The organism is Streptomyces mauvecolor, from assembly GCF_039532965.1.
In the GTDB taxonomy this organism is placed as follows: domain Bacteria; phylum Actinomycetota; class Actinomycetes; order Streptomycetales; family Streptomycetaceae; genus Streptomyces; species Streptomyces violascens.
This window is the reverse complement of the sequence record NZ_BAAASQ010000009.1, coordinates 45515-69715: the sequence shown is the minus strand read 5'-3', so window position 1 is coordinate 69715 and position 24201 is coordinate 45515. Positions and strand designations below refer to the sequence as shown.

At 72.9% G+C, this 24201-nt stretch carries 18 protein-coding genes; 11 read left to right on the top strand and 7 right to left on the bottom strand.

Annotated features, from left to right (window positions below; translation table 11 throughout):
• Nucleotides 1-3: 3 nt before the first annotated feature.
• The 4 genes from asnB to rsgA form a co-directional block, all read right to left on the bottom strand.
• On the bottom strand, nucleotides 4-1845 hold the full coding sequence (gene asnB, locus ABD346_RS12720; RefSeq protein ID WP_344374561.1) for an asparagine synthase (glutamine-hydrolyzing): 1842 nt from the start codon (nucleotides 1843-1845) through the stop codon (nucleotides 4-6).
• Between the two features lie 184 nt (nucleotides 1846-2029).
• Nucleotides 2030-3130, bottom strand: coding sequence for a calcium:cation antiporter (locus tag ABD346_RS12715; RefSeq protein ID WP_344374559.1), 1101 nt, complete (start codon nucleotides 3128-3130; stop codon nucleotides 2030-2032).
• 42 nt (nucleotides 3131-3172) lie between these two features.
• Nucleotides 3173-4546 carry a bifunctional transcriptional activator/DNA repair enzyme AdaA gene (locus tag ABD346_RS12710; protein WP_344375126.1) on the bottom strand — a complete coding sequence of 458 codons (1374 nt, stop codon included), beginning with the start codon at nucleotides 4544-4546 and terminating at the stop codon, nucleotides 3173-3175.
• 475 nt (nucleotides 4547-5021) lie between these two features.
• The gene (gene rsgA, locus ABD346_RS12705) at nucleotides 5022-6182 is read right to left on the bottom strand and encodes a ribosome small subunit-dependent GTPase A (protein WP_344374558.1); all 1161 of its coding nucleotides are present in this window, start codon (nucleotides 6180-6182) and stop codon (nucleotides 5022-5024) included.
• Between the two features lie 309 nt (nucleotides 6183-6491).
• Between rsgA and ABD346_RS12700 the strand changes: the two genes are divergently transcribed.
• From ABD346_RS12700 to ABD346_RS12685, 4 genes are all read left to right on the top strand, one after another.
• On the top strand, nucleotides 6492-9332 hold the full coding sequence (locus ABD346_RS12700) for an SEFIR domain-containing protein (RefSeq protein WP_344374556.1): 2841 nt from the start codon (nucleotides 6492-6494) through the stop codon (nucleotides 9330-9332).
• A 147-nt stretch (nucleotides 9333-9479) separates the two neighbouring features.
• Nucleotides 9480-10478, top strand: a complete 999-nt coding sequence (locus ABD346_RS12695) for a hypothetical protein (RefSeq protein ID WP_344374555.1) — start codon at nucleotides 9480-9482, stop codon at nucleotides 10476-10478.
• 313 nt (nucleotides 10479-10791) lie between these two features.
• Complete coding sequence (locus tag ABD346_RS12690; protein WP_344374554.1) at nucleotides 10792-12537, top strand: ABC transporter permease; 1746 nt, start codon at nucleotides 10792-10794, stop codon at nucleotides 12535-12537.
• A gap of 28 nt (nucleotides 12538-12565) precedes the next feature.
• Nucleotides 12566-13945 (top strand): ABC transporter ATP-binding protein, encoded by a 1380-nt coding sequence (locus ABD346_RS12685; RefSeq protein ID WP_344374552.1) that lies wholly within the window; start codon nucleotides 12566-12568, stop codon nucleotides 13943-13945.
• Nucleotides 13946-14002: 57 nt separating this feature from the next.
• Here ABD346_RS12685 and ABD346_RS12680 read toward each other — a convergent pair whose 3' ends face one another.
• Complete coding sequence (locus ABD346_RS12680) at nucleotides 14003-14401, bottom strand: ArsR/SmtB family transcription factor (protein WP_344374551.1); 399 nt, start codon at nucleotides 14399-14401, stop codon at nucleotides 14003-14005.
• Between the two features lie 148 nt (nucleotides 14402-14549).
• Here ABD346_RS12680 and ABD346_RS12675 point away from each other — a divergent pair, with 148 nt between their 5' ends.
• The 7 genes from ABD346_RS12675 (at nucleotide 14550) to ABD346_RS12645 (ending at nucleotide 22287) form a co-directional block, all read left to right on the top strand.
• A complete protein-coding gene (locus tag ABD346_RS12675) occupies nucleotides 14550-15023 on the top strand; it encodes an NADH-quinone oxidoreductase subunit B family protein (protein WP_344374550.1) in 474 nt (157 codons plus the stop codon).
• Complete coding sequence (locus ABD346_RS12670; protein WP_344374549.1) at nucleotides 15020-16969, top strand: proton-conducting transporter transmembrane domain-containing protein; 1950 nt, start codon at nucleotides 15020-15022, stop codon at nucleotides 16967-16969. Before ABD346_RS12675 ends, ABD346_RS12670 begins: the two co-directional genes overlap by 4 nt.
• Nucleotides 16966-17919, top strand: coding sequence for a respiratory chain complex I subunit 1 family protein (locus ABD346_RS12665; RefSeq protein ID WP_344374548.1), 954 nt, complete (start codon nucleotides 16966-16968; stop codon nucleotides 17917-17919). The genes ABD346_RS12670 and ABD346_RS12665 overlap by 4 nt, the downstream gene beginning before the upstream one ends.
• 4 nt (nucleotides 17920-17923) lie before the next feature.
• On the top strand, nucleotides 17924-18589 hold the full coding sequence (locus ABD346_RS12660) for a hypothetical protein (protein WP_344374547.1): 666 nt from the start codon (nucleotides 17924-17926) through the stop codon (nucleotides 18587-18589).
• 152 nt (nucleotides 18590-18741) lie between these two features.
• Nucleotides 18742-20358 carry a proton-conducting transporter transmembrane domain-containing protein gene (locus ABD346_RS12655; RefSeq protein WP_344374546.1) on the top strand — a complete coding sequence of 539 codons (1617 nt, stop codon included), beginning with the start codon at nucleotides 18742-18744 and terminating at the stop codon, nucleotides 20356-20358.
• Nucleotides 20355-21833 (top strand): hydrogenase large subunit, encoded by a 1479-nt coding sequence (locus ABD346_RS12650; protein ID WP_344374545.1) that lies wholly within the window; start codon nucleotides 20355-20357, stop codon nucleotides 21831-21833. Before ABD346_RS12655 ends, ABD346_RS12650 begins: the two co-directional genes overlap by 4 nt.
• Nucleotides 21834-21894: 61 nt before the next feature.
• Nucleotides 21895-22287, top strand: a complete 393-nt coding sequence (locus ABD346_RS12645) for a VOC family protein (RefSeq protein WP_344374543.1) — start codon at nucleotides 21895-21897, stop codon at nucleotides 22285-22287.
• Here the strand turns inward: ABD346_RS12645 and ABD346_RS12640 are convergent.
• Nucleotides 22227-22949, bottom strand: coding sequence for a helix-turn-helix domain-containing protein (locus ABD346_RS12640; protein ID WP_344374542.1), 723 nt, complete (start codon nucleotides 22947-22949; stop codon nucleotides 22227-22229). The two genes, ABD346_RS12645 and ABD346_RS12640, sit on opposite strands and share 61 nt — an antisense overlap.
• Before the next feature lie 37 nt (nucleotides 22950-22986).
• The gene (locus tag ABD346_RS12635) at nucleotides 22987-24201 is read right to left on the bottom strand and encodes a YihY/virulence factor BrkB family protein (protein WP_344374541.1); all 1215 of its coding nucleotides are present in this window, start codon (nucleotides 24199-24201) and stop codon (nucleotides 22987-22989) included.

The window sequence follows — 24201 nt, the reverse complement described above, 5'->3', positions numbered from 1 at the left end:
GGCCTACGCCGTCTTCAGCTCCGGCTTGTACAGGTCGAGCCAGATCGCCAGGTCGAGCGTGCGCTCCAGGCCGCGGCGCGATGCCTGGTGGATCTGCGGCGCGCCGGCCTCGGCCGCCCGGCGCAGACCGTCCCGGTCGATGAGGTCGAAGACCGGGTGGGAGGGCTGGGCGAGCAGGTCCTTGGCGTGGCCCTGGAGGGCGATCGCGTACTTCGGGTCCTGCGTGGACGGGTAAGGGCTCTTGACCCGGTCGTACACGGACTGCGGGATGACGTCCTTGGCGGCCTCGCGCAGCAGGCTCTTCTCACGGCCGTCGAAGGACTTCACCGACCAGGGCGCGTTGTATACGTACTCGACGAGCCGGTGGTCGCAGAACGGCACCCGCACTTCGAGCCCGACGGCCATGCTCGCGCGGTCCTTGCGGTCGAGCAGGACGCGCACGAAGCGGGTCAGGTGGAGGTGGCAGATCTTGCGCATCCGGTACTCGAAGTCGCTCTCGCCGTCCAGGCGCTGGATGCCGGCCACGGCGGTGTCGTAGGAGTCCTTGATGTAGGCGGGGACGTTCAGCGCGGCCGAGAGGTCGGGGCGCAGCAGGCCGGAGTCGTCGCCGAACTGCTCGGCGAACCTGACGAGCCAGGGGAAGGTGTCGGCGTTGCGGGCCGCCTCGTCGAAGAACTGCTTGTAGCCGCCGAAGACCTCGTCCGCGGACTCGCCGGACAGGGCGACCGTGGAGTGTTCGCGGATCGACTTGAACAGCAGGTACAGCGAGGTGTCCATGTCGCCGAAGCCCATGGGGATGTCGCGGGCCCGGATGACCTTGGCGCGCACCTCGGGGTCGGCGAGCGACTGGGCGTCCAGGACGATGTCCTGGTGGATCGTGCCGGAGCCGCGGGCCACGTCGTGGACGTAGGGGGTGTCGGGGGTGGCACGGAGTTCGTCGGCGACGAAGTTCTCGGTCTGGCCGACGAAGTCGACGGCGAAGCTGCGCACCTGCTGGCCGACTTCGCCGAGCTGGCGGGCGGCGAGCGCGGTCAGCGCGGAGGAGTCGAGACCGCCGGAGAGCAGCATGCAGCGCGGCACGTCGGCGACGAGCTGGCGCCGGACGATGTCGTCGAGCAGCTCGCGGACGTGGGCGATGCTCGTCTCCCGGTCGTCCTCGTGCGGGCGGGTCTCGAGGGACCAGTAGGTGTGCGTGCGCAGACCGCCGCGGTCCAGGGTGACGACGGTGCCGGGCTCGACCTCCTTCATGCCGTCCCACACGGCGTGGCCGGGCGTCTTGACGAAGGTGAACAGCTCGCGCAGGCCGTCGAGCGAGACCGAGCGGCCGGCCAGTGGGTTGGCGAGGATCGCCTTGGGCTCGGAGCCGAAGAGCACGCCGTCGGCGGTCTCGTAGTAGTAGAAGGGCTTGATGCCCATCCGGTCGCGGATCATGACGAGGCGCTGGACGCGCTCGTCCCAGATCGCGAATGCGTACATGCCGTTGAGGCGTTCGGCGACGGACTCGCCCCATTCGAGGTAGCCGTGCAGGACGACCTCGGTGTCGGAGTCGGTGGTGAACCGGTGCCCGCGGGCGGCGAGTTCGGCCCTCAGCTCGGTGAAGTTGTAGGCCTCGCCCGAGTAGACGAGGGCGACGGTCTTGCCGTCCGCTTCGACGGTCATGGGCTGGCGCCCGCCCGGAAGGTCGATGATGGCGAGCCTGCGGTGGCCGAGAGCGGCCGGCCCGTTGGCCCAGACGCCGCGGTCGTCGGGACCGCGGCATTCCATCGTTTCGGTCATCGCGTTCAGGGTGTCCCGCTCGGCGCGCAGTTCACGGTCGAAGGAGATCCAGCCGGTGATGCCACACATGGTGCCTCCTGCTTGGCCTGTCCGGCCGAAGGGGGGACGTGCCGCCGACCGAATCAGATGTATTGAGCAACTACCTACCTCTCGATCGTGTTCCTCGGAAGGCGGTCCGTCAACATGGACGTAACGCCGGTGGCTCAAATACACCGCCTGATCGGCCGGGAACGTATACGGAACAGACCCCTTCTCATGGGCTGACCGCGAGCACGATGTAGGCGGCGAACAGCGACAGGTGCACACCCCCCTGCATCAGCGTGGCGCGGCCCGGCAGAACGGTCAGGATGCCGACGGCGACGGTCAGCGCGAGCAGCACCATGTGGCTCGCGCCGAGGCCGAGCACCAGCGGCCCGGACAGCCAGATCGTCGCGAGCGCGACGGCCGGAATGGTGAGGCCGATGCTGGCCATGGCCGAGCCGAGCGCCAGGTTGAGGCTGGTCTGCACGCGGTCGCGGCGGGCCGCCCGCACCGCGGCGATGGTCTCGGGAAGCAGCACGAGCAGCGCGATCACGACGCCGACGACCGAGGCGGGAAGGCCGGCCGCGGCGACCCCCCGCTCGATCGTGGGCGAGACCCCCTTGGCCAGCCCCACCACCGCGACGAGCGCGACGCCGAGCAGGGCGACGCTGGTCCAGGCGGTGCGCGCGGAGGGCGGGTTGGCGTGGGCGTCGTCCCGCATGACCTCGCCCTGCTGGGTCACCGGCAGGAAGTAGTCGCGGTGGCGCACGGTCTGGGTGGCCACGAAGAGCCCGTACAGGAAGACCGAGGCGATCGCGGCGAAGATCAGCTGGGCGGGCGAGAACTCGGGGCCCGGCTTGCTGGTGGTGAAGGTCGGCAGGGCGAGGCTGAGGCCCGCGAGGGTGGTGACCGTCGCGAAGGCGGTGACGGTGCCCTCGGCGTTGAAGACGGCGTATCTGCGGCGCAGGGCGCCGACCAGCAGGCACAGGCCGACGATGCCGTTGCAGGTGATCATCACGGCGGCGAAGACGGTGTCGCGGGCGAGCGAGGCGCTCTTGTCGCCGCCGTCCGACATCAGAGTGACGATGAGCGCCACCTCGATGACCGTCACCGCGACCGCCAGCACCAGCGATCCGAACGGTTCGCCCACCCGGTGCGCGACCACCTCCGCGTGGTGCACCGCGGCGAGCACCGCGCCCGCCAGGAAGCACGCGACAAGGGCCACGAGCCAGGAGGGCAGGGAGCGCCCCCAGGTCAGCGCGAGCAGCACGACGGCGAGCAGCGGCAGCAGCGCCGACCAGCGGTCCAGGGGCAGGCGGGCGAGACGGATCATGCCTTCGACGTTCCCAGAAGTGGCCGGGCCCCGCCCGTCGGGTTACTTCCCCCTGTCTGCTTCGACGTGGAGGTGGCGGTGGGCGTAGGAACGCCAGGGCCGCCAGGCGTCCTCCCCCGCTTCCGCCCCCACGTCCGGGTCTCCGAGCGCCCGCGTCCGGATCGCGGCGACGGTCTCCTCCTCCATGCCGGGCAGCGTGCGCAGGACGCGCGCGGCCTCGTCGCGGTCGGCACCGGCGTCCAGGCGCAGGGTGGCGTCGGCGAGCGCGGCGGCCAGTGCGGCGAGCCGGGGATCGGGGTGCCCGGCGAGCACCGCGGGCTCGGGGAACAGATGGGTGAGCGCGCCGCAGGGCACGTCGAGCCGCTTGCCGTACGTCTCGACGAGCGCGGCCGCGGCTTCCCGCCCCACCAGCGCCCGCACGGCGCACTCGTCGGGATCGGCGGCGCCCGGCGAGCGCAGGCCCGGGGTGCGCGCGACGAGCGGGGCGAGCCGGGCATCGGCTCCGAGCCGCTCGTCGACGGCGTACGGGTCGGCGTCCAGGTCGAAAAGGCGGCGCAGGCGCTGCACGGCAGTGGTGAGATCGCGCAGGTCGGTGAGGTGGATCCGGGCATCCAGCCAGCCCTGGCGGGCCGCGGTGTGCGCGGGGGCGGCCTCGTCGACGGCCACGACGGCGGTGCCGTGGGGCAGCCGCAGGGTGCGGCGGTAGGTGCGGGCACCGGCCTCGCCGATGACCTCCTCGACGCACGCAACGGCTTGGTCCGCCAGCAGATCGAAGGTCTCCTTGGTCGCGTACGGGCCTCGGTAGGCGAGCCGCAACGGGATTCCGGCGGCCGCCGTGACGCCGGGCCTGGTGGCCCGGGTGCCGGCCTCCTCGCGCAGGCCGCTGGGGGTGCGGGCGTAGATCTGCCGGATCGTGTCGTTGAACTGGCGCACGCTCGCGAAGCCGGAGGCGAAGGCGATCTCGGTGACCGGCAGCGAGGTGGTCTGGAGCAGCACCCTGGCCGAGTGGGCGCGCTGCGCCCTGGCCAGGGCGACCGGGCCCGCGCCCACTTCCGCGGTGAGCTGGCGCTGCACCTGACGGGTGCTGTAGCCGAGCCGGGTCGCGAGCCCGGGCACGCCCTCGCGGTCCACCACGCCGTCCCCGATCATGCGCATGGCCCGGCCCACGACGTCGGCCCGCGCGTTCCACTCGGCGGAGCCGGGCACGGCGTCCGGGCGGCAGCGGCGGCAGGCCCGGAAGCCGTGGCCCTGGGCGGCGGCGGCGCTGGGGAAGAACCGGACGTTCTTGCGTCTCGGGGTGACCGCGGGGCAGCTCGGGCGGCAGTAGATGCCGGTGGTCGCCACCGCGAAGAAGAACTCCCCGTCGAACCGGGCGTCCCTGCTGCTGACGGCTTCGTACCGCGTGTCCTCGTCCATCACGCCTACCAGTGTGCGGGGTCCCCTGCGGGGCGGCTGGCGGATTTCGGACGGGGAGGTCACGGCGCCCCGGGACTCCGCCCCAGACCCCGTCGAGCCCCCACCCCGCCCCTTCCCGAGACCCTCCGGGGGTATGGAGGTGCTGAGAGCGATTCCTGGGGCTCCGCCCCAGACCCCGTTCCGCGCCTGAAGGGCGCTCGTCCTCGAACTCCCCCAAGGCCTCAAGGGCCAGGGGCCCCCATGACAGGCTGAAGATGCCAGCCCGACCAGCACCGCACCCTGCCAGGGGCGCGGGGAACTGCGCGAGCACCACCCACGGCCCGCAGCCGAAGACGGTGCGCACATAGCCCCTCTGGCGTTTGAGGAGCGGGGGTCCGGGGGCGGAACCCCCGGGAACGGACCTCAGCCCAGTCACACCCCCGGAGGGTCTAGGGAAGGGGCGGGGTGGGGGCCCCAGGGCGGAGCCCCCCGCCGGTCAGCGGAGGCGGCCCCGCTTGGCCTCCATGTTCGCCCGGCCCTCCGCGCCCTTCGCCTTCCAGTCCCGCCGGATCTCCGCCCGGAGCCGCGCATCCGTCTTCGCCACAATGCGCTGGTTCTCCCGCAGAAGCTTGCGGTAGCTGTCCAGGCGGCGTTCCGCGAGCGAGCCGTCCTCGATGGCGGCCAGCACCGCGCACCCCGGCTCCGCCTGGTGCGCGCAGTCGTGGAAGCGGCAGTCCGCGGCCAGCTCCTCGATCTCGGCGAAGACCTGGCCGACGCCGGACTCCGCGTCGTACAGACCGACGCCCCGCAGCCCGGGCGTGTCGATGAGCACGCCGCCTCCCGGCAGCACCAGCAGGTTGCGGGTGGTCGTGGTGTGACGGCCCTTGCCGTCGACCTCACGGGCCGCCTGCACCGCCATCACCTCCTCGCCGAGCAGCGCGTTGGCCAGCGTGGACTTGCCCGCGCCGGACTGCCCGAGCAGCACGCTCGTACCGCCCGCGACGACGGCCGCGAGGATCTCGACGCCCTCGCCGGTGGTCGCGCTGACCGGCAGCACCTGCACGCCGGGCGCGGTGGTCTCCACGTCCTGGACGAGGTAGGAGAGCCCGACCGGGTCGGGAACCAGGTCGGCCTTGGTGAGCACGACGAGCGGCTGTGCGCCCGACTCCCAGGCCAGTGCCAGGAAGCGCTCGATGCGGCCGAGGTCGAGCTCTACGGCGAGCGACACCGCGATGATCGCGTGATCGACATTGGCCGCGAGGATCTGTGCCTCGGACCGGTTGGAGGAGGTGCTGCGCACGAACGCGGTCCGGCGCGGCAGATACGTACGGACGAACCGGGGGTCGCCCACCGGCTCGACGGCGGCCCAGTCGCCGGTGCAGATGACCCGCATCGGGTCGTGCGGGGTGACGAACGCGGTGTCGGCGCGCAGGGTGCCGTCGGCGGTCACCACGTCGCACTGGCCGCGGTCGACCCGGACGACCCGGCCGGGCACCAGGCCCTGTTCGACGTACGGGGCGAACTCGGCCGCCCAGGCTTCGTCCCAGCCGTACGCGGCGAGCGGGCGCGACGAGGCGGAGGTGTTGAACGTGGGGTCGTTGAACTCGGCGTTGCCGAACGCGGAGTTGTCGAGAGAAGTGCGGAACGAGGAAGACAAGGGGAACCCTTCGAAGGGCGGCCCCGGCGCCACGCGCTCGGGCGTGGAGGAAGAGGTGGGTCAGCCGGCGGCCACGGGGATGCGTTGGATGAACTTCGGGATGCGGGCAGCGCCCTTCGCAACGACAGCCATCGTTCACACCTCCCCAACCAGGTCACTTCACCGGCGACAACCCTCGGTCGTCACTCGAACAGGTTCGACTCTAGACATGCGCGGCGCGCGGCGCCAGCTATTTGTTCGCACCCTCGGTGCGGGGCGGACCCACGCAAGGGCCCACCTCCCCGGAGGGCGTCAACCTACAGTGGCGCCATGGGATTTCGCGCCCGCTCGGCAGAGGAGATGTACCGCTACGCCTTCCGCCTCGACGACCGGAACAGCTCCCTCGGCGACGGCTTCGGCTGGACGATTCTGCTGCTCGGCGACAGCGGCGAGGTGACCCGGGACTTCCTGCTGCGCTACGGCGTGGAGCTCAGCGCGAAGACGGCGCACCGCGTGCGTTTCGCCTTCTTCTCCGGCCTCTCGGAGCAGGAGACCTTTCACTTCGCATACGACCGCGGCGCCGGCAGGCGCTCGGCACGGTCCTTCCTCGACCTGCTGCAGGCGGGCCTGGGCCGGATGCCCCGGGGCCGCCGGCCACTCGACTGGGAGGGGGCGGGCTGGCGGGAGCTGCGCCCGGGGGCGTTCGACCCCTTCACCGGCGCCCGGCACGTCCACTCCCATCTGCACGACACGGACGGGCTCATCGACCGGTCGATCCCGGGCACCGACGAGGCCGCCCGGTTCGCCCAGACCCTCGGCATCGGCCGCCATGTGCCCTGTCTGCTGATGTTCACCGACCTCGGCGCTCCGCAGTACCACGTCCTGCCGTTCGGAGACCTGTCCGCGTCCGCGGTCTACGAGCGCGTCCGCGCATGGGTGGACGCCTACTACGAGACCAACCAGCAGGCCCTGGCCCACTGGTCCTCGGTCGAGCAGCGGATCCACGAGCTCTCCTGGAAGGCCCGCACCTCTCTGTCGCTGATCAGGCGGTGGCCCGTCCAACGCCGCGACGACTGGCTCCAGTTGAGCCTCCTCGCGGAGTCCTCCCGGATCGCCCGCACGGACCCGGACGCGGCCCTGCGCGAGGTGGAGCCGCTGACCCGGAACAACCGGATCCCGCGCACGTTCAACCGCGAGGTGTACGGGCTCCTGGACCGCGTCCGCGAAGTCACCGCGCGCGAGGAACGGGCGGCACATCTGGCCGGGATCGCCGACCGCCTCCGGGAGACGTCGGAGCCGAAGCGCCTGGCGGGTCTTCTGACGGCGCTCGCCCGCAAGAAGCATCCGGGGCTCTCGGATTCCTCGCGGGAGAAGGCGAGGGAGGCCGCCGCGCTGTTCGACGGGCCCTGGCCGCCTACTCCCGATCAAGAGCTGTTCCACTGGTGGCGACGGTTCGACGTGGCCGCCACCCGGTGGCCGGCCTTCTCCCAATTCCGGTCCGCATGGGAGGAGTTGTGCGGACCGGAGTCTTCGCGGGGAGACCGCCGCGACCACGAGGCCTTCTGCGCCGCGCTCGGCGCATGCGCGCTCCTCGCGGACGCCGGGCGGACCGCCGACCACGCCCTCGCCCGCCTCGCCGATCACTACGGCACCTCCCCCACGGCACCCGCCTGGACGGCGGCCACCGCGAGCCTGCGCCGGCACCTGACCAACAGGGTGAGCCGGGCGCAACAGGCCGCCCCCGTCTGGCTGTCGAGGGGGGCGCCCTCCGTCCTCCTGCGCGACTGCCTGTTCACCGGCGGCCGCCGCGACGACGACGCGCTGCGGGAGTTCCTCGGCACGCGCCCCCGGCTCGCCGCCGCCGTCCGTGACCTCACCGCCGATCCGGACCGGTTCGCCGAGGACACGCGCCGACGGCTCGCCTCCTGGCTCCGGCAGCGGGACGCCGTCGTACGGGCGGTCCGCGACGACGCGCACCGGATGGCGACCGTACCCACGAGCCGCGCCGAGCTCGCACAGGACATCGCCGACGCCCTGGAGACCATGCGCGCCGCGTTCCAGTCGGAGGTCGAGCAGAACGCCCGGGACCAGATCGCCCGGCAGGCCGGGATCGCCCATCTGGCGAAGAACCTGGAGCTGGCCACCGAGCTGGACGCGGCCCTGCGGGACTACCACGACGCGGTCGGCGCCGTGGTCCACCCCCATATGAGTGACCCGCGCGTCATCGCGCTCACCAGTCCCTCAACTGTCGCCGAAACCATGGGACTTGATGTGCCGCCCGGACCCCCGCAGGCCGATCGGACGCTGCACGACTCGTTCGAGCAGGGCCGGGACGCCACCCGCGAGGCGCTGTCCGGGCACGGGCCGGCGCAGCGCGAGGGCGAGCGCTGGGCCCCGGACACCCGCTTCGCCGAGGTGCTGACGGCCGTGCTGCCCGGGCCCCGCGCCGCCGACGTCCTGGCGCCGTTCCCTGGCGGTACCCCGGCGGAGAAGGCGAGCCGCGCGGTGCGGGACCAGCGTGTGACCGAGCTGCTCGACGCCCTCAGCCGCGAGGAACTGGCCGGCCTCCTGGAACGCGCCCGCCCCTCCGATGCCCCGCCGCCACGGCTGCGGCCCGGCGAGCCGCCGACACCGGCCGTGATCTGCTCCCTGTTCGGCCTGCGGGCCGCCCCGCGCGTGTTCATCTCGTACGCCCACGAGGACGACGGCGGCGCCCACATCGACCGGGTGCGCATGCTGTGGCGGCTGCTGCGCACCCTGGGCATCGACGCGCGGCTCGACCTTCCGGCGAGCGAGGAGCCCCAGGACTGGGCCCTGTGGACGGACCGGCAGTACCGGGCCGCCGACTTCGTCCTGGCGATCGCCTCGCCCGCCTACAAGCGCCGCTCCGAGGGCACCGAGCAGCCCGGGACCGGAGCGGGCGTCGCCTGGGAGGCGCGGCTCATCCGCAAGGAGATCTACGACCGCACCGGCGACTGGTACCGCCGCATCCTGCGGGTCGTCCTGCCCGCCTGCTCCCTCGACGACCTGCCGGACTACCTCGGCGGCCGCACCACCACCTACTACACGGTCGACCCGCTCACCGGCGAGGGAGCCGAGAAGCTGGTGCGCTACCTCACCGGCCGGCCGTACGACACCGGGCCCGAGCTGCCGCCCGGGCCCCCGGAGTAGCACCGGCCGGGCCCGGGTATCGCGTAGGCACTTCACAGTGCGGCGAACGGGGGCACAGGGATGAGCGGGAACCCGTACTTCTTACGGGACGGGGATCGGGGCAGGGATCTGTCGCCACGCGGTGCGCAGCGGGCGGCCAGGGGGCGCGTGCTGGTCGGTGCCGGGTGGGCCCTGCGGGTGGCCGGCACGGTCGTCGGCCTGCTGAGCTTCTTCGAGTTCAAGGAGAACATCAAGGACGCCCACTGGGGATCCGTCGGGGAGGGCCCCTGGTGGATGAGCCTGCTGGGGTGGGCGGCGGCCTTCTTCGCGGGGCTCGCGGCCTTCCTCGTCGGCCGGCTCGTCGTGGTGCGCGGCAAGCAGCACACCGCCGACCTCGTCGTGTCCTGCGACAGCCTGGCCGGGACCCGCTATGTCCTGTATCTGCGCCCGTTCTCGAACGACCCGGAGATGGCCGCCCTGAACGACGACATCCAGGGCGGCGGGGCGAACCTGGAGAACATCTTCTTCATCTCCGGCCTCACCCACGAAGAGGCCCTGGTCCGCCGCTTCCGGCAGTTCGGCCGGGTCGTCGCGATCGGCAGGCCCGGCGAGAACCTTCCGCTGCCCGGCGCGACCCGCGCCTACCTTCCGCTGGACGACTGGAAGGGCACGGTGAGCGAGCTGATCGCGGGCGCGCACGTGGTGCTGCTTTCGGCCGGCCCGGGGCCGGGGACGGTGTGGGAATTCACCGAGGCCCTGCGCCTCCTGCCGCCCGACCGGCTCGTGCTGCTCGCCTACTGCGACGCGGCGACGTACGACCGGTTCAGGGAGGCCGTCGCCGTGGAGTACGACCGGCGCTCGCGCACCGAGCCGGGGTCGCCCGGGACGGGGCTGTGGCCGCCGCTTCCGGCGCTGCCCGGCTACCCGCCGCCCGCGCGCCCCGAGCGCCCCCGCTGGCAGGTGCTCCTGAACGGCGGACGCAAGCGACTGCGCTGGGACTTCGCCCTGAAGGGGCTCGTCGTCTTCGGACCTCGCTGGGAGGCGACGTTCATCCGGTTCGATCCGACGACGCTCAAGCTTCCCAGCGTATGGACGCTGCACAAGCTGGTGAAGCGTGAGCTCCGGCCGGTGCAGGCCCAGTTGGAAGCGCTGGACGCCCGGAACTGACCCACCCCCACGCCCCTTATTTGCGTATCAGCGCAAGAAGCGGCAGACTGCACGAGTCACTGGAAACCGCGTCACCGAAGGGGGCAGCCATGGACGCAGATCCTCCCAGTCCGCGCCGCCCCGCCGGGCGCCTCTGACCCTTCCCGTCACCTCCCGCCCCTCGGCACCGGGCCGGGGCGACGGCGCGGTGCGCCCGGATTCCCGGGCTTCGCCCCCCTTGTTCTTTCTCACCACGTCGGGCTCCGCCGCGCCGGGGTGCGCGGTCGCGCCCTCGGGACTCCTGTGCCCACAGTGTGGTCGGAGGTTTCTTGTGATGTCGTTCCGGACGAGCCCCGCAACGCGGGTCACCTCCCGCTTCTCCGGCCGCCTGGCCCGGCTGAGCTGGGTCGACGCGGTGGTCGCCGCGGCCGTGCTCGTGCTCTTCTACGTCGTGCTCCAGGTGGGCCACGGGACCACGGTCCGCTTCTCCACCGATCAGTCGATCAAGGTCGACACGGATCCCGGCCGGCTGCCGTACGACGCCGCGCGCTCGCTGCTCCGCATGTTCATCGCGCTGGCCGCCTCGATCGTCTTCACGTTCGTGTACGCGCTGGCCGCCGCCAAGAGCAGGCGCCTGGAACGCATTCTGATCCCGGCGCTCGACATCCTCCAGTCGGTGCCGGTGCTCGGCTTCCTCACGGTCGCCGTCAGCGGGTTCATCGCCCTGTTCCCCGGCTCCATGCTGGGCCTGGAATGCGCGTCGATCTTCGCGATCTTCACCTCGCAGGCCTGGAACATGACGTTCGGCTTCTACCACTCGCTGACCTCGCTCCCCCGCGAACTCGACGAGCTGTCGCGGTCGTTCAGGTTCACGCGGTGGATGCGGTTCTGGAGGGTGGAGGTGCCCTCGGGGATGATCAGCCTCGTCTGGAACGGCATGATGAGCTTCGGCGGCGGCTGGTTCTTCCTCGTCGCCTCCGAGGCCATCAGCGTCAACAACAGGGACTACGCGCTGCCGGGCGTCGGCTCGTACGCGGGCGCCGCCATCGCGGACGGCGACCTCGGCAAGGTCGGCTGGGCCATCCTCACCATGGCCGTCATGGTCATCGGTGTGAACTTCCTGTTCTGGCGGCCGCTGACCGCCTGGGCCGAGAAGTTCAAGAACGAGCAGTCCGAGGCGAGCGAGGTCCAGCGCTCGGTCGTCCTGGATTTCCTGCGCCGCTCCAACTGGCCCCGGCTGCTCGGCCCGGTGTTCCGTCCGGTGGGCCGGGCCCTGAGCGGTGCGGGCCGTGTCTTCGGCACCGACGACCGGCCGCTGCACGTCGACGGGGCGCGCCGGCGCACCGGCGACATCACGTTCACCGTCGTGGCGGGCGCCCTCATCCTGTGGGGCCTGTTCGACCTCGGCCGCTACCTCCACGACGAGACCGGCCTCGGCGTCTTCGGCGAGCCGCTGCTGCTCGGCCTCGCGACGCTGGCCCGGGTGGTCGTCCTGGTAGCGGCGGCCACCGTCGTCTGGGTGCCGATCGGCGTGAAGATCGGCTTCTCGCCGCGGCTCACCCGGATCGCCCAGCCGGTCGTCCAGGTCCTCGCGAGCTTCCCCGCCAACTTCCTCTTCCCCCTGGCCGTCTGGTTCTTCCTCAGGACGGGCCTGTCGATCAACATCGGCGGCATCCTCCTGATGGCGCTCGGCGCCCAGTGGTACATCCTCTTCAACACCATCGCGGGCGCCATGTCGATCCCCAGCGACCTGCGCGAGGCCATGGACGACCTCGGCGTACGGGGCTGGCAGCGCTGGAAGCGGCTGATCCTGCCCGGCATCTTCCCCAGTTACGTCACCGGCGGCATCACCGCGTCGGGCGGTGCCTGGAACGCCTCGATCGTCGCGGAGGTCGTCACCTTCGGCGGCACGACCCTGACGGCCACCGGCCTCGGCGCCTACATCGCCAGGGCCACCGCCTCCGGTGACTTCCCGCACCTGCTCGCGGGCGTGGCGGTGATGAGCCTGTACGTCGTCGGCCTCAACCGCCTGCTGTGGCGCCGCCTGTACCGGCTCGCCGACACCCGCTACGCCCTCTGACACCCCTGAGTACTTCTGGAGCCCCCTCATGGTTCTGAACACCCTTCGCACCCTGCGCAACGCACGGCACGCGGTGGCCCCGGCAGCGGCCCGCCCGGCCGACGGCGAGATCCTGCTCGAAACGGTCGGCCTGACCAAGGCGTACGCCGGCGCCGACGGTGAATTGCCCGTCCTCGGCGGCATCGACCTCCAGGTGCGGGCCGGCGAGGTCGTCGCGCTGCTCGGCAAGTCGGGCTCGGGCAAGTCGACACTGCTGCGCTGCCTGGCCGGGCTCGTGCCGCCGAGCTCCGGCACGGTGTCCTACCGGGGCGCCCCGCTGACCGGCGCGAACCCGGGCACCGCCATGGTGTTCCAGACCTTCGCGCTGCTGCCCTGGCTCACCGTGCTGCAGAACGTCGAGCTGGGCCTGGAGGCCCGGGGCGTACCGGCGGACGCCCGCTCCGACGCGGCCCGCCAGGCCATCGACCTGATCGGTCTCGACGGCTTCGAGTCCGCCTACCCCAAGGAGCTGTCGGGCGGCATGCGCCAGCGCGTCGGCTTCGCGCGGGCGCTGGTCGTCGAGCCGGACGTCCTGATGATGGACGAGCCGTTCTCCGCGCTCGACGTGCTGACGGCGGAGAACCTGCGGGGCGAGCTGATGGAGCTGTGGGAGTCGGGCCAGTTCCCGACCCGGGCGATCGTCCTGGTCACGCACAACATCGAGGAGGCGGTCCTGATGGCGGACCGGATCGTGGTGCTCGGCTCGCGGCCGTACGGCACGATCCGCGAGACCTTCGCGGTGGGGCTCGACCGGCCCCGCGACCGCAACGCGCCCGCCTTCGAGGAGCTCATCGACCGGGTCTACCGCACGATGACGGGCCGCGCGAAGGAAACCCGGCTCCCCGGCCGCCCCGAGGGCCTCGAACCCGACCGGCGCACCCCGGCGAACACCCCGCTGCCCGGGGCGAGCGTGGACGGCCTGTCCGGCCTCGCCGAGATGGTCGCGCACCGCGGCGGCAGCTGCGACCTGGCCGACCTCGCCGACGACCTCGGCCTGGAGATCGACGACGTCCTGCCGCTGGTGGACGCCCTCGAACTGCTCGGCTTCGCGGCCGTCAGCGGCGACGACCTGGTCCTGACCGACCGGGGCACGACGTTCGCGGGCGCGGACGTGCGGAGCTCGAAGGAGATCTTCGCGGCGGCCGCGCCGGACGCCCCCCTGGTCCGCCTGATCACGACCAGCCTGCGCCAGAGCCCCGGCGGCACGCTGCGCGCGGGCTTCTTCCGCGATGTGCTGGCGCACCACTACACGAGCGAACAGGTCACCCAGCAGCTGGAGACGGCGACGGACTGGGGGCGGTATGCGGAGCTGTACGGGTACGACGTGGAGCGGGAGGAGTACCGGCTGGACGAGGCGGCCACTGCGTGACCCCGGCCGGCCCCGACGCCTTCCGCTCCGCGGAGGGGTGGGTGCCCGGTGGGGGTGCTACTCGGTCACCGGGCGTGGGGCCCTGGCCCTGCGGGTGGCCCTTACCGGGGCGGCGACCCCGGCGGCGGGGTCAGCGGAAACCCCCTCGGCCGATGCGGCGAGGGCCACCACGGACGCCTCCTCCAGGAGCGAGCGCACGCCCGGCCCCGCCGCGCGGTAGAAGATCCGCGTACCGTCACGCCGCGAGGTGACAAGCCCGGCGGAACGGAGCTTGGCCAGGTGCTGCGACGTCGCGGCGACATGCGCCCCGAGCAGCTCCGCCAGCGCGCTCACGGGCAGCTCGGCCCCGCTGAGCGCCCACAGCAGGCGGTACCGCGAGGGGTCCGCCACCGCCTTCAGGACGGTGACCGCCCGGTCGGCCCGCTCCGCGTCCCAGCTCTCCATTTGCGCTCCCATGCAAATAGCGTAACGGAGCCGGGCTGCGGCGTCGCAGGCAAGCCGCACGCCACACGGGAGCCAACCGCTCCCCTCAGGGTGGCCAAACCTTGTCAAAGCCCGCGTTCCGCTCGTAACCGGAATCCGGCCACGGCCGGTTGTGCCGGGCATGAGTCTGCTGCGCAAGATCCGTGAGACCGGGCGGGTGGCGGAGGACGCCCCGCCGCGCCCGAGCCCCGGCGGCTTCCCCGCGCTGGCCGGATCGGCGCAGGTCCGCTGCGTGGACGCGGGGTCGTGCAATGGCTGCGAGATCGAGATCGCCGCGGCCTTCGGGCCGGTGTACGACGCCGAGCGGTACGGCGCCCACCTGGTGCCGTCGCCGCGGCACGCGGACGTCGTCCTGGTGACGGGCCCGGTCACGCGGAACATGAAGGTGCCGCTGCGCCGCACGGTGGCCGCGACGGCGGAGCCGAACGTGGTCGTGGCGGTCGGCGACTGCGCCCTCGACTGCGGTGAATTCAGCGGGGGTTACGGGGTCGAGGGCGCCGTGGCCGATGTCGTGGACGTCGACCTCACGGTGCCCGGCTGCCCGCCGCGCCCGGAGCGGATCGTCGCGGCGCTGCGCACGGTGACGGGCCGGTGAGCGCGGCCGGCGGCACGCTGACCGCCGGGGTGGGGGCCGCCGGCCTCACCGCGGGCGTGGCCGCGCTCGGCGGCGGGCACTGGAGCGCCGAGCTGCCCTGGCTGCTTCCGCTCGGCGGGGTGCGCCTGGAGGTGGACGCCCTTTCGGGCCTGTTCATGGCGGTCGCGGGCGCGGTGGTGCTCGCGGTCGCGGTGTACGCGGCCGGGTACGGGCGCGCGTCGCGGACCGCGAGCTGGGTCCTGCCCGCGTTCGGCGCGGTCCTCGTGCTCGTCCCGGCCGCCGGTTCCGTCTCGACGTTCCTGCTCCTGTGGGAGCTGATGGCGATCGGCTCGCTGGTCCTGGTGCTCGGCGAACACCGACGGAGGCCCGGCCGAGAGGAGTCGAGCCCTCGGGGGAGGCGCGCGGTACGCGAGGCCGGGGTCTGGTACGCGGTGCTCACCCAGCTCGGCTTCGTGGCGCTGCTCGCCGGGCTCGCGCTGTTCGCCGCACGGGCCGGCGGCCAGACCTTCCCCGAACTGCGCTCCGCAGCAAACGGGTTGGGGCCCACCTGGCGCGGCACGGTGTTCGCGCTGCTCGCCGTGGCGTTCACCTCGAAGGCCGGGATCGCCCCGTTGCACGCGTGGCTGCCGCGCGCGTACACCGAATCACCGGACCCCGTCTCGGCCCTGATGAGCGCGACGATGGTCAACCTCGGCGTGTACGGGATCATCCGTTTCGGGCTCGACCTGCTCGGCGGGGGCTCGCCCTGGTGGTGGCTCGTACTGATGGGCGCGGGCGGAGCGTCCGCCGTGTACGGGATTCTGCACGCCGCGATGGCATCCGACCTGAAGCGCCTGCTCGCGTACTCGTCCAGCGAGAACATGGGCCTGGTACTCATCGGGGTCGGCGCGGGCGGCCTGTTCGCGGCCGACGGCGACCGGCGCCTGGCCGGTCTCGCCCTCGCCGCGGCGCTGCTCCACCTCGTCAACCACTCCGCTTTCAAGGGCCTGTTGTTCTGCGCGGCCGGTTCGGTGGTGCGCGCGACGGGCGTACGGGATCTGGACCTGCTGGGCGGCCTGCGCGCCCGGATGCCGGTCACGGCGGCGCTGTTCGCGGTGGGCGCGCTCGGCGCGGCGGCCCTGCCGCCCGGCAACGGCTTCCCCGGGGAGTGGCTGCTGCTGCAGTCGCTGATCCACGGGCTCGCGGTGCCGGGCATGGCGACGGCCGTGGTGCTGCCGCTCGCGGTCGCGGTCATCGCGCTGAGCGCCGGGCTCTCGGCGGCCGTCTTCGTGAAGGCGTTCGGCGTCGGGTTCTTCGCCCGGCCGCGCGGCGAGGCGGCGGCCGGGGCCCGGGAGAGCCCGCGCGCGGTGCTCGCCGGCATGGGTCTGCTCGCCCTCGCCTGTGCTGGACTCGCCCTGTTCCCGGGGGAGTTGGGGCCCGCGCTCGACCGGGTGGTGGCGGTCGCGGGGGCCGAGCCGGCGGTCGGCGGGGGCACCGCGGTGCGGCTGCGGACCGTCTCCAGTGGGCTCGCGCCGCTGTGGATCGCGCTCGCCCTCACCCTCGCCGCGCTTGCCACGGCCACCCTCGTACGCCTGGTGGCGCGGCGGCCCCGGCGCACCGGCGCCAAGCTGTGGGACTGCGGGGGCGGTGCGCCGACGGCCCGCATGACGTACACGGCGACGTCGTTCGCCGAGCCACTGCAGCGCGTCTTCCAGCATGTGCTCGCGCCCGAGCAGGACGTCAGCGTCACGCCCGTACGGGAATCCGCCTATCTGGAGGAGCGGGTGCGGTTCAGACACCGGGTGCCCGACCGGATCGAGCACCGGCTCTACCGCCCGGTCCTCGCGGCGCTGTCCGCCGCCGGGCAGTCCGCGCGGCGGCTGGCCACCGGGTCGATCCACCTCTATCTCGGCTACGGATTCTTCGGCCTCGTCTCGCTGCTTCTCGTTCTGGCGGTGGGCTGGTGAACGTCATCGGAGCGGCCGCGGTGGCCGTGCAGGTGGGCGGTGTCGTGGCCGGTGCGCCGCTGCTCTGCGGGCTGATGCGGCAGGTGCGGGCGAGGCTTGAGGGGCGGGCCGGGGCCGGTGTCGGCCAACCCTGGCGGGATCTGCGCAAGCTCCTGCGCAAGGAGGCGGTGACCTCGCTCGGCACGGGCCCGGTGTTCCGCGCGGCCCCCGTCCTCCTCGTCGCGACGACCGGCGTGGTCGCGGCACTGGTGCCGTTGGCCTCGACCGACATGGTGGTGAGCGGGAGTTCGGACCTGATCGTGGTGGTGGCGCTGCTCGCGCTCGGCACGGTCACGCTGGCGCTGGCGGGACTCGACAGCGGGACGGCGTTCGGCGGGATGGGCGCGTCCCGCGAGATGACCCTGGCCGCGCTCGTCGAACCGACCATCCTGGTCTCGGTGTTCGCCCTGTCGCTGCCGACCGGCTCGACCAACCTTCCGGCGATCGTGTCGGGTGCGCTCTTCGACCCCGACCGGCTCGTCTCGCCCGCCGGGCTGCTCGCCACGGCCGCCCTCGCGGTGGCCGTACTCGCCGAGACCGGGCGCCTGCCCGTCGACAACCCCTCCACCCACCTCGAACTGACCATGGTGCACGAGGCGATGGTCCTGGAGTACGCGGGTCCCGACCTGGCCCTCGTCGAACTCGGCGCCCAGATGCGGCTCACCGTGCTGCTCGGCCTGCTCGCCTCGCTGTTCGCACCCTGGGGCATCGCGACGACCGCCTCGGCGGGCGCGCTGGTCATGGGCCTCGCGGTGTGTGCGGGGAAGGTGGCGCTGCTCGGGGCCGCGCTCGCGGCGGCGGAGGTGTTCTGGGCGAAGCTCCGGCTCTTCCGGGTGCCCGAGCTTCTCGCCGGTTCGTTCCTGCTGTCGCTGCTCGCGGTGACGGCTTCGTACTTTCTGAGCGGGGCGTGAGCCGGTGCTGAGCGACACGCTGTTCACCAAGCTGCTCGACCTGTGCTGCGGGGCCTTCCTGCTCGCGGCGGTAGTGATGCTGTGGCGGCGCGAACTCGCCGCAGAAGTAAGGGCGTTCACCGTTCAGGGCATGGCCCTCGCGGGCGTGGCGGCGCTCATCGGTCTGCACGAGACGCGCTGGGACCTGGTCTCGGTGGCCGTCGGCATCGGACTGCTCCGGGCCGGGGCGCTCCCCTATCTGCTGCGTCGCGCCCTCGCGGGCAGTGGCGCCCACGAGGAGACACGGCCCCTGGTCAACGGGGCCGGCTCGCTCCTGACCGCCGCCGCCCTGACGCTGCTCGCGTACGTGGTCGCCCGGCCGCTGGTGGCGCTGAACCCGAACCCGGTCACCCGGGCGCTGCCGGTGGGCCTCGCGGTCGTCCTGATCGGCTTCTTCGTCCTGGCCACCCGGCGGCACGCGGCCGCCCAGGTCATCGGGTTCCTGCTGCTCGACAACGGCATCACGGCGATCGCGTTCCTCGCGGCGTCCGGGGTGCCGCTGATCGTCGAACTCGGGGTGTCCTTCGATCTGTTGCTCGCGGTGCTCGTGCTGCACATCCTCACGACGCGCATGCGGGACGCGTTCGGGTCGGCGGCGCGGATCGACGACCTTCAGGGCCTGCACGATTGAGCTTTCCCCACCCCGCCCCTTCCCGCTGCGACACTGTGCGGCTCCGCCGCGTGGGGGGCGCCGCCCCAGACCCCGCTCCTCGATCTCCCCATGGCCTCAAGGGCCAGAGGGGGGACCCCCGAGGACCGGATGTTGCGACTGACGAGGTTCGCATGTTCACCACCCTGCTGCTAGTAGCCCCCGTGGCCGTCCCGCTCACCGTCTGCGCGGGGCACGCCCTGGCCGCCGAGCGGGCCGATACGCACGTGCGCATTCCGGCTGCCCGCAAAGCGCCGGTACGTGTTCCCGTTCGTGTCGGCCCGGGCGGCGCCGAATCTCCCGGACTCGCCCTGCCGGTCGAGCCGGAGCCGTCACCACCCCCGCCCCGGACCAGAGGCTGGGCCGGGCTCGTCTCCCCCGCCGCGATCCTCGCAGCCGGGGGCGCGCTCGCTTCCCACGTCCCCTACCGCGGGCCGGTGTCGGCGTTCGGCGAGGTGCTGCGGGCGGACGCGCTCACCGTGTGGATGCTGCTCGTCGTCGGGGCCGTGGCGGCCCTCGCCATCGCTGCGGGGCCCGCGCATCTGGCCGGGGAGCGGGCGGCCGGGCGGGCCGCCGACCGGACCGCGCACCGCTACCACCTCCTGGTGCACGCCTTCCTCGCCGCGATGTGCCTGGCCGTACTCGCCGGAAACCTGGGGGTGTTGTGGGTGGCGGTGGAGGCGACCACCGTCGTCACCGCGTTCCTCGTCGGCCACCGCCGCACCCGTACCTCCGTCGAGGCGGCCTGGAAGTACGTGGTGATCTGCTCGGCGGGCATCGCGCTCGCCTTCCTCGGCACCGTGCTGATCTACTACGCCGCCCGCCGGGCCGGCATCCCGGAGGGGGGCGCACTCGACTGGCGGGTCCTGGTCGGGCACGCGGGCAGCCTCGACCCGAACGTCACCCGGCTCGGCATCGCCCTGGTCGTGCTCGGCTACGGCGCCAAGGCCGGGCTCGTACCGCTGCACGCCTGGCTTCCGGACGCGCACAGCCAGGCGCCCTCGCCCGTGTCGGCGCTGATGTCCGGCGTGCTGCTCGCGGTGTCGTTCTGCGCGGTGCTGCGGTACAAGGTGATCGGGGACCTGGTCCTCGGCACCGGCTTCGCGCGCGGGCTGCTCGCCGCGATCGCACTGCTCACCCTCGCGCTTGCGGCCGGGCTGCTGCTCGCGCAGCGCGACTACAAGCGGATGCTGGCGTATTCGAGCATGGAGCACATGGGGCTCATCGCGCTCGGCGCCTCGTTCGGCGGGCCGCTCGCCCTGTCGGCGGTGCTGCTGCACATCGCCGGGCACGGGCTCGCCAAGACGGTGGCGTTCTGCGCGTCCGGGCAACTGCTCCAGCTGCGGGGCACGTCGAAGATCGGCCGGATCCGGGGGCTGATCGCGCTCTCGCCGGGGCTCGGCGGGGCGCTCGCGCTGTCCGTCGTGGCGCTGCTCGGGCTGCCGCCGTTCGCCCTGTTCGCCTCCGAACTCGGCCTGGCACGGGCCGGTTTCGCGGCCGGGATGGGGTGGCCGCTCGCCGTCGCCCTGCTGCTCGCCCTGGTCGCGTTCGCGGCGCTCGCCGCCCGCACCGCCAAGATGGTGCTCGGTCCGGCACCGGCGGACCTCACCGCGCCGGTGCCGATCGGCGCGGCCCGCGGGCTGCCGCTCGGCGCCGGACTGCTGTGCTGTGCCGCGCTCGGCCTGACCGTACAACCGCTGCTGCCGCTGCTCACCGCGGCCGCGGACATCGCCTCGGGGGCCGCCCGATGAACCGCAGGACCGAGGAGATCGGCACATCCGAACTCCCTTGCCGGGTAGAAAAGTTGCTCGACTCGGGGCAGCGGCTCGCGCTGGTGGCCGCGCACCACGACGAGGGCGCCGTGCGCGTGGTGTACCTGTTCGTCTCGGGGCCGCCGGACACCCGTACCGAACTCCACGTACGCCTCGATCCGGACCAGCCGTCCGTGCCCACGCTGGCCCGCCTCTCCTTTCCCGCAGGGCGGTTCGAGCGCGAGATGCGGGATCTGCACGGAGTGGTGCCGCTCGGGCACCCGCTCCCGCACCGGCTCGTACGCCACTACCACTGGCCGCGCGGCTGGTACCCGATGCGGCCCGACGCCGGGGCCGCGCCGCCGTTCGGCGAGCAGGAGGGGCCGTATCCGTTCCTGGCGGTCGAGGGGGACGGGGTGTACGAGATCCCGGTGGGTCCCGTGCACGCCGGGCTCATCGAGCCGGGGCACTTCCGGTTCTCGGTGGTCGGCGAGACCATCATCCGGCTCAAGGCGCGGCTCTGGTTCGTGCACAAGGGGATCGAGAAGCTCTTCGAGGGGCGGGACGCGGCGGGCGGGATGCGGCTCGCCGAGCGCGTCAGCGGGGACACCGCGGTCGGGCACGGGCTCGCGTACTGCCTAGCGGTCGAGGAGGCGTACGGCGTCGAGGTGCCCGAGGAGGCCCGCCGGGCCCGGGCGCTGGTGCTCGAACTGGAGCGGCTGCACAATCACGTCGCCGACCTCGGCGCGCTCTGCAACGACGTCGGCCACGGTGTCCTCAACTCCCATGCGCTGCGCATCCGCGAGCAGTTGCTGCGGCTCGCCGACGCGACGACCGGGCACCGGCTGCTGCGCGGCGCGGTCGTGCCCGGCGGCGCCCGCCTCGCCTCGGTGCCGGACCCGGCTCTGCTGGCGCGCGTCGCCGTGGACCTCGGGGAGATCACGGAGCTCGCCCTCGGCCATGCGACGGTACGCGACCGGTTCACCGGCACGGCCGCGCTCAGCGCACAGGCGGCGCGGGACCTGGGGTGCCTGGGCTATGTGGCGCGGGCGAGCGGCCTGAGCGCCGACGCGCGCTTCGACCATCCCTTCACCACCGAGGGCCGCCCGCAGGTGCCCGCTACGCAGGCCTCGGGCGATGTGCTCGCGCGGTTCCTGGTGCGGGCCGAGGAGGCGCAGGCCTCGCTCGAACTCGCGGCACTGCTCGCGGCGGAGCTGCGGCCCGGCGACATGACGGTGCCGCTGCCGAGGCACCCTGCCGGGCCGAGCGGAACCGGGATCGTCGAGGGCTGGCGCGGGGCGATCACCACCCGCGTCGAGCTCGCCCCCGACGGGACGCTGACCCGGGTGAAGCCGGTGGACCCGTCGTTCTTCAACTGGCCGGCGCTGCCGGTCGCCCTGGCGGACACGATCGTCCCGGACTTCCCCCTCGCCAACAAGAGCTTCAACCTGTCGTACGCGGGCAACGACCTCTGACGGCCGCCGCGTGTCCGTTTCGTACAAGACCCGCCTCGGCCGCGCTGCCTACGGTGAGGGCATGACTCCACGACTCGACGCCATCGGCCTGGTAGCGGCCGACATGGCCGCATCGCTCGCCTTCTACCGCCGCCTCGGCCTGGACGTTCCGGCCGAAGCGGACGACCAGCCGCATGTGGAGTGCACGCTTCCCGGCGGCACGCGGGTCCTGTGGGACACCGAGGACACCGTCCGCTCCTTCGACCCCGACTGGACGCGGCCCGCGGGCGGCGGCCGTACGGGCCTTGCCTTCGCCTGTGACTCGCCCGCCGAGGTCGACGCGACGTACGAGGCGCTCATGTCGGCCGGGTACGACGGCCACCTCAAGCCGTGGGACGCGTTCTGGGGCCAGCGCTATGCGGTCGTCCACGACCCGGACGGTGTGGAGGTCTCGCTGTTCGCCGCGCTCGCGTAGTCCGTCAGCGTCATCCCGGCCAGCGCGCGCATCTCGCGGGCGAGGTGCGCCTGATCGGTGCAGCCGGCGGCGAGCGCGGCCTCGGCGTACGGCATGCCGCGGCGTACGAGGTCCAGGGCGCGCTGGAGGCGCAGGATGCGGGCCAGCGTCTTCGGTCCGTACCCGAAGGCGTCGAGGCAGCGGCGGTGCAGCTGGCGGGCGCCGAGGCCGGCCTCGGCGGCGGTGGCCCGCACGCTCCGTCCGGCGGCGAGGCGGTGCGCCACCGCGCGGGTCAGCGGGTCGGGGCAGGGTGCCTTCGCCAGGGCTACGGCTTCGAGGGCGGCGGCCGGGCGGGCCGCCTCGCCGATCCGGTCGGCAAGGGTGCGCACCTCGGCGCCGGGCCAGATCCCGTCGAGCGGGACCCTGGTGTCGCGCAGTTCGTGCGCCGGGACGCCGAAGACGGCGGGGCCGGCACCGGGCGCGAACCGGATCCCGGCGTACCGCGTGCCGGGGGCGGCTTCGGGCACGTAGGCGTGGGTGTCGGGGCCCGCCACCAGGAGGCGGCCCTGGCACCAGAGCAGATCCATGCAGCCGTCCGGAAGGACGGGGCGGGCGTCGCCGTCGGCCACGGTCCAGGTCCACACGAAGGCGCCGGACAGCTGTGACGGCCGCTCTCGGTACATGCTTCGAGGGTAGTCCCGGGCCTGTCACGCCTGCCGGTCAGTCGTGGTCGCGCGGGGACTTCTCGTGGTCGCGCGAGGGCTTCTCGTGGTCGCGCGGGGGCTTCTCCCGCGGCTTGTCCTCGGGCTTCTTCGCGGTGTGCAGGCGGGACTTCACGTCGTCCGGGGGCAGGAACTTCGACCAGCGCTCGGGGAACTCGGACGGCATCCCGGGGTCGCCCGCCTCGTCGCCGTCCTCCCCGTCCTCGAAGAGCATCGGCTGGACCGGCTGGGAGCGGGCCACGAGCTGGGCGGCCTGCGCGGTGCGCACCCGGTCGCTGGCGGCGCGGGCGGCGGCCGTGGCGACCGACGGCCAGACCCGGTCGATGGCCGCGTTGACCGCCGCGCCGACCAGGACCGCGAACGCCGAGATGCCGATCCACAGCAGCACCGCGATGGGGGCCGCGAGCGAGCCGTAGATGGTGGGGCCCTCGACCGTGCTGGTCAGGTAGATCCGCAGCAGGAAGGAGCCGAGCACCCACATCGCGAGGGCCACCAGGGCGCCCGGCACGTCCTCGATCCACGGCGAGCGGACCGGCACCGAGACGTGGAAGAGGGTGGTCAGGAACGCGATGGACAGCAGGATCATCGTCGGCCAGTACAGGAAGCTGATCACGTCCGTGCCCCACGGGACCAGCTCCACCACCCGGTCCGGGCCGACCACCGCGAGCGGCAGCACGACCGCGCCGATCAGGAGCGCGACGATGTACAGGAGCAGCGAGAGCATCCGGGTCTTGACGATGCCGCGGTGCCCGTCGAGGCCGTACATCACGGTGATGGTGTCGATGAAGACGTTGACCGCGCGCGAGCCCGACCACAGGGCGATGGCGAAGCCGATGGAGACGATTTCCGGGCGTTTGCCCTTGGTGACGTCGTCGAGGAGCGGCTGGGCGAACTCGTGCACGCCGCGGTCGGACAGGACGGTTCCGGCCGCGTTGAGGATGTTCTGCTCGATGCTGGCGACGGTGTGGGTGCTGGTCCAGCCGTCCACGTAGCCGAGCAGCGCGATGACACTGAGCAGCAGCGGAGGCAGCGAGAGGAGCGTGAAGAAGGCGGCCTCGGCGGCCAGGCCCAGGATGCGGTATTCGACGCAGGAGTTGACGGTGTCCTTGAGGAGCAGCCAGCCCAGTTTCCGCTTCGAGACGTTGCGGTAGAGGACGCGGGCCCGATGAAGGCGGCCGGATGTCCGCTCGGGTGTTTCATTTGCTGGCTGCAC

What these genes read in the sequence shown, in the direction of transcription:
- ABD346_RS12650 (WP_344374545.1), top strand. Translation starts at nt 20,355, where the DNA reads ATGAACCGCAGGACCGAGGAGATCGGCACATCCGAACTCCCTTGCCGG.
- ABD346_RS12675 (WP_344374550.1), top strand. Translation starts at nt 14,550, where the DNA reads ATGAGTCTGCTGCGCAAGATCCGTGAGACCGGGCGGGTGGCGGAGGAC.
- ABD346_RS12680 (WP_344374551.1), bottom strand. Translation starts at nt 14,401, where the DNA reads ATGGGAGCGCAAATGGAGAGCTGGGACGCGGAGCGGGCCGACCGGGCG.
- ABD346_RS12655 (WP_344374546.1), top strand. Translation starts at nt 18,742, where the DNA reads ATGTTCACCACCCTGCTGCTAGTAGCCCCCGTGGCCGTCCCGCTCACC.
- ABD346_RS12710 (WP_344375126.1), bottom strand. Translation starts at nt 4,546, where the DNA reads ATGGACGAGGACACGCGGTACGAAGCCGTCAGCAGCAGGGACGCCCGG.
- ABD346_RS12715 (WP_344374559.1), bottom strand. Translation starts at nt 3,130, where the DNA reads ATGATCCGTCTCGCCCGCCTGCCCCTGGACCGCTGGTCGGCGCTGCTG.
- ABD346_RS12645 (WP_344374543.1), top strand. Translation starts at nt 21,895, where the DNA reads ATGACTCCACGACTCGACGCCATCGGCCTGGTAGCGGCCGACATGGCC.
- asnB (WP_344374561.1), bottom strand. Translation starts at nt 1,845, where the DNA reads ATGTGTGGCATCACCGGCTGGATCTCCTTCGACCGTGAACTGCGCGCC.
- ABD346_RS12640 (WP_344374542.1), bottom strand. Translation starts at nt 22,949, where the DNA reads ATGTACCGAGAGCGGCCGTCACAGCTGTCCGGCGCCTTCGTGTGGACC.
- ABD346_RS12700 (WP_344374556.1), top strand. Translation starts at nt 6,492, where the DNA reads ATGGGATTTCGCGCCCGCTCGGCAGAGGAGATGTACCGCTACGCCTTC.
- ABD346_RS12690 (WP_344374554.1), top strand. Translation starts at nt 10,792, where the DNA reads ATGTCGTTCCGGACGAGCCCCGCAACGCGGGTCACCTCCCGCTTCTCC.
- ABD346_RS12685 (WP_344374552.1), top strand. Translation starts at nt 12,566, where the DNA reads ATGGTTCTGAACACCCTTCGCACCCTGCGCAACGCACGGCACGCGGTG.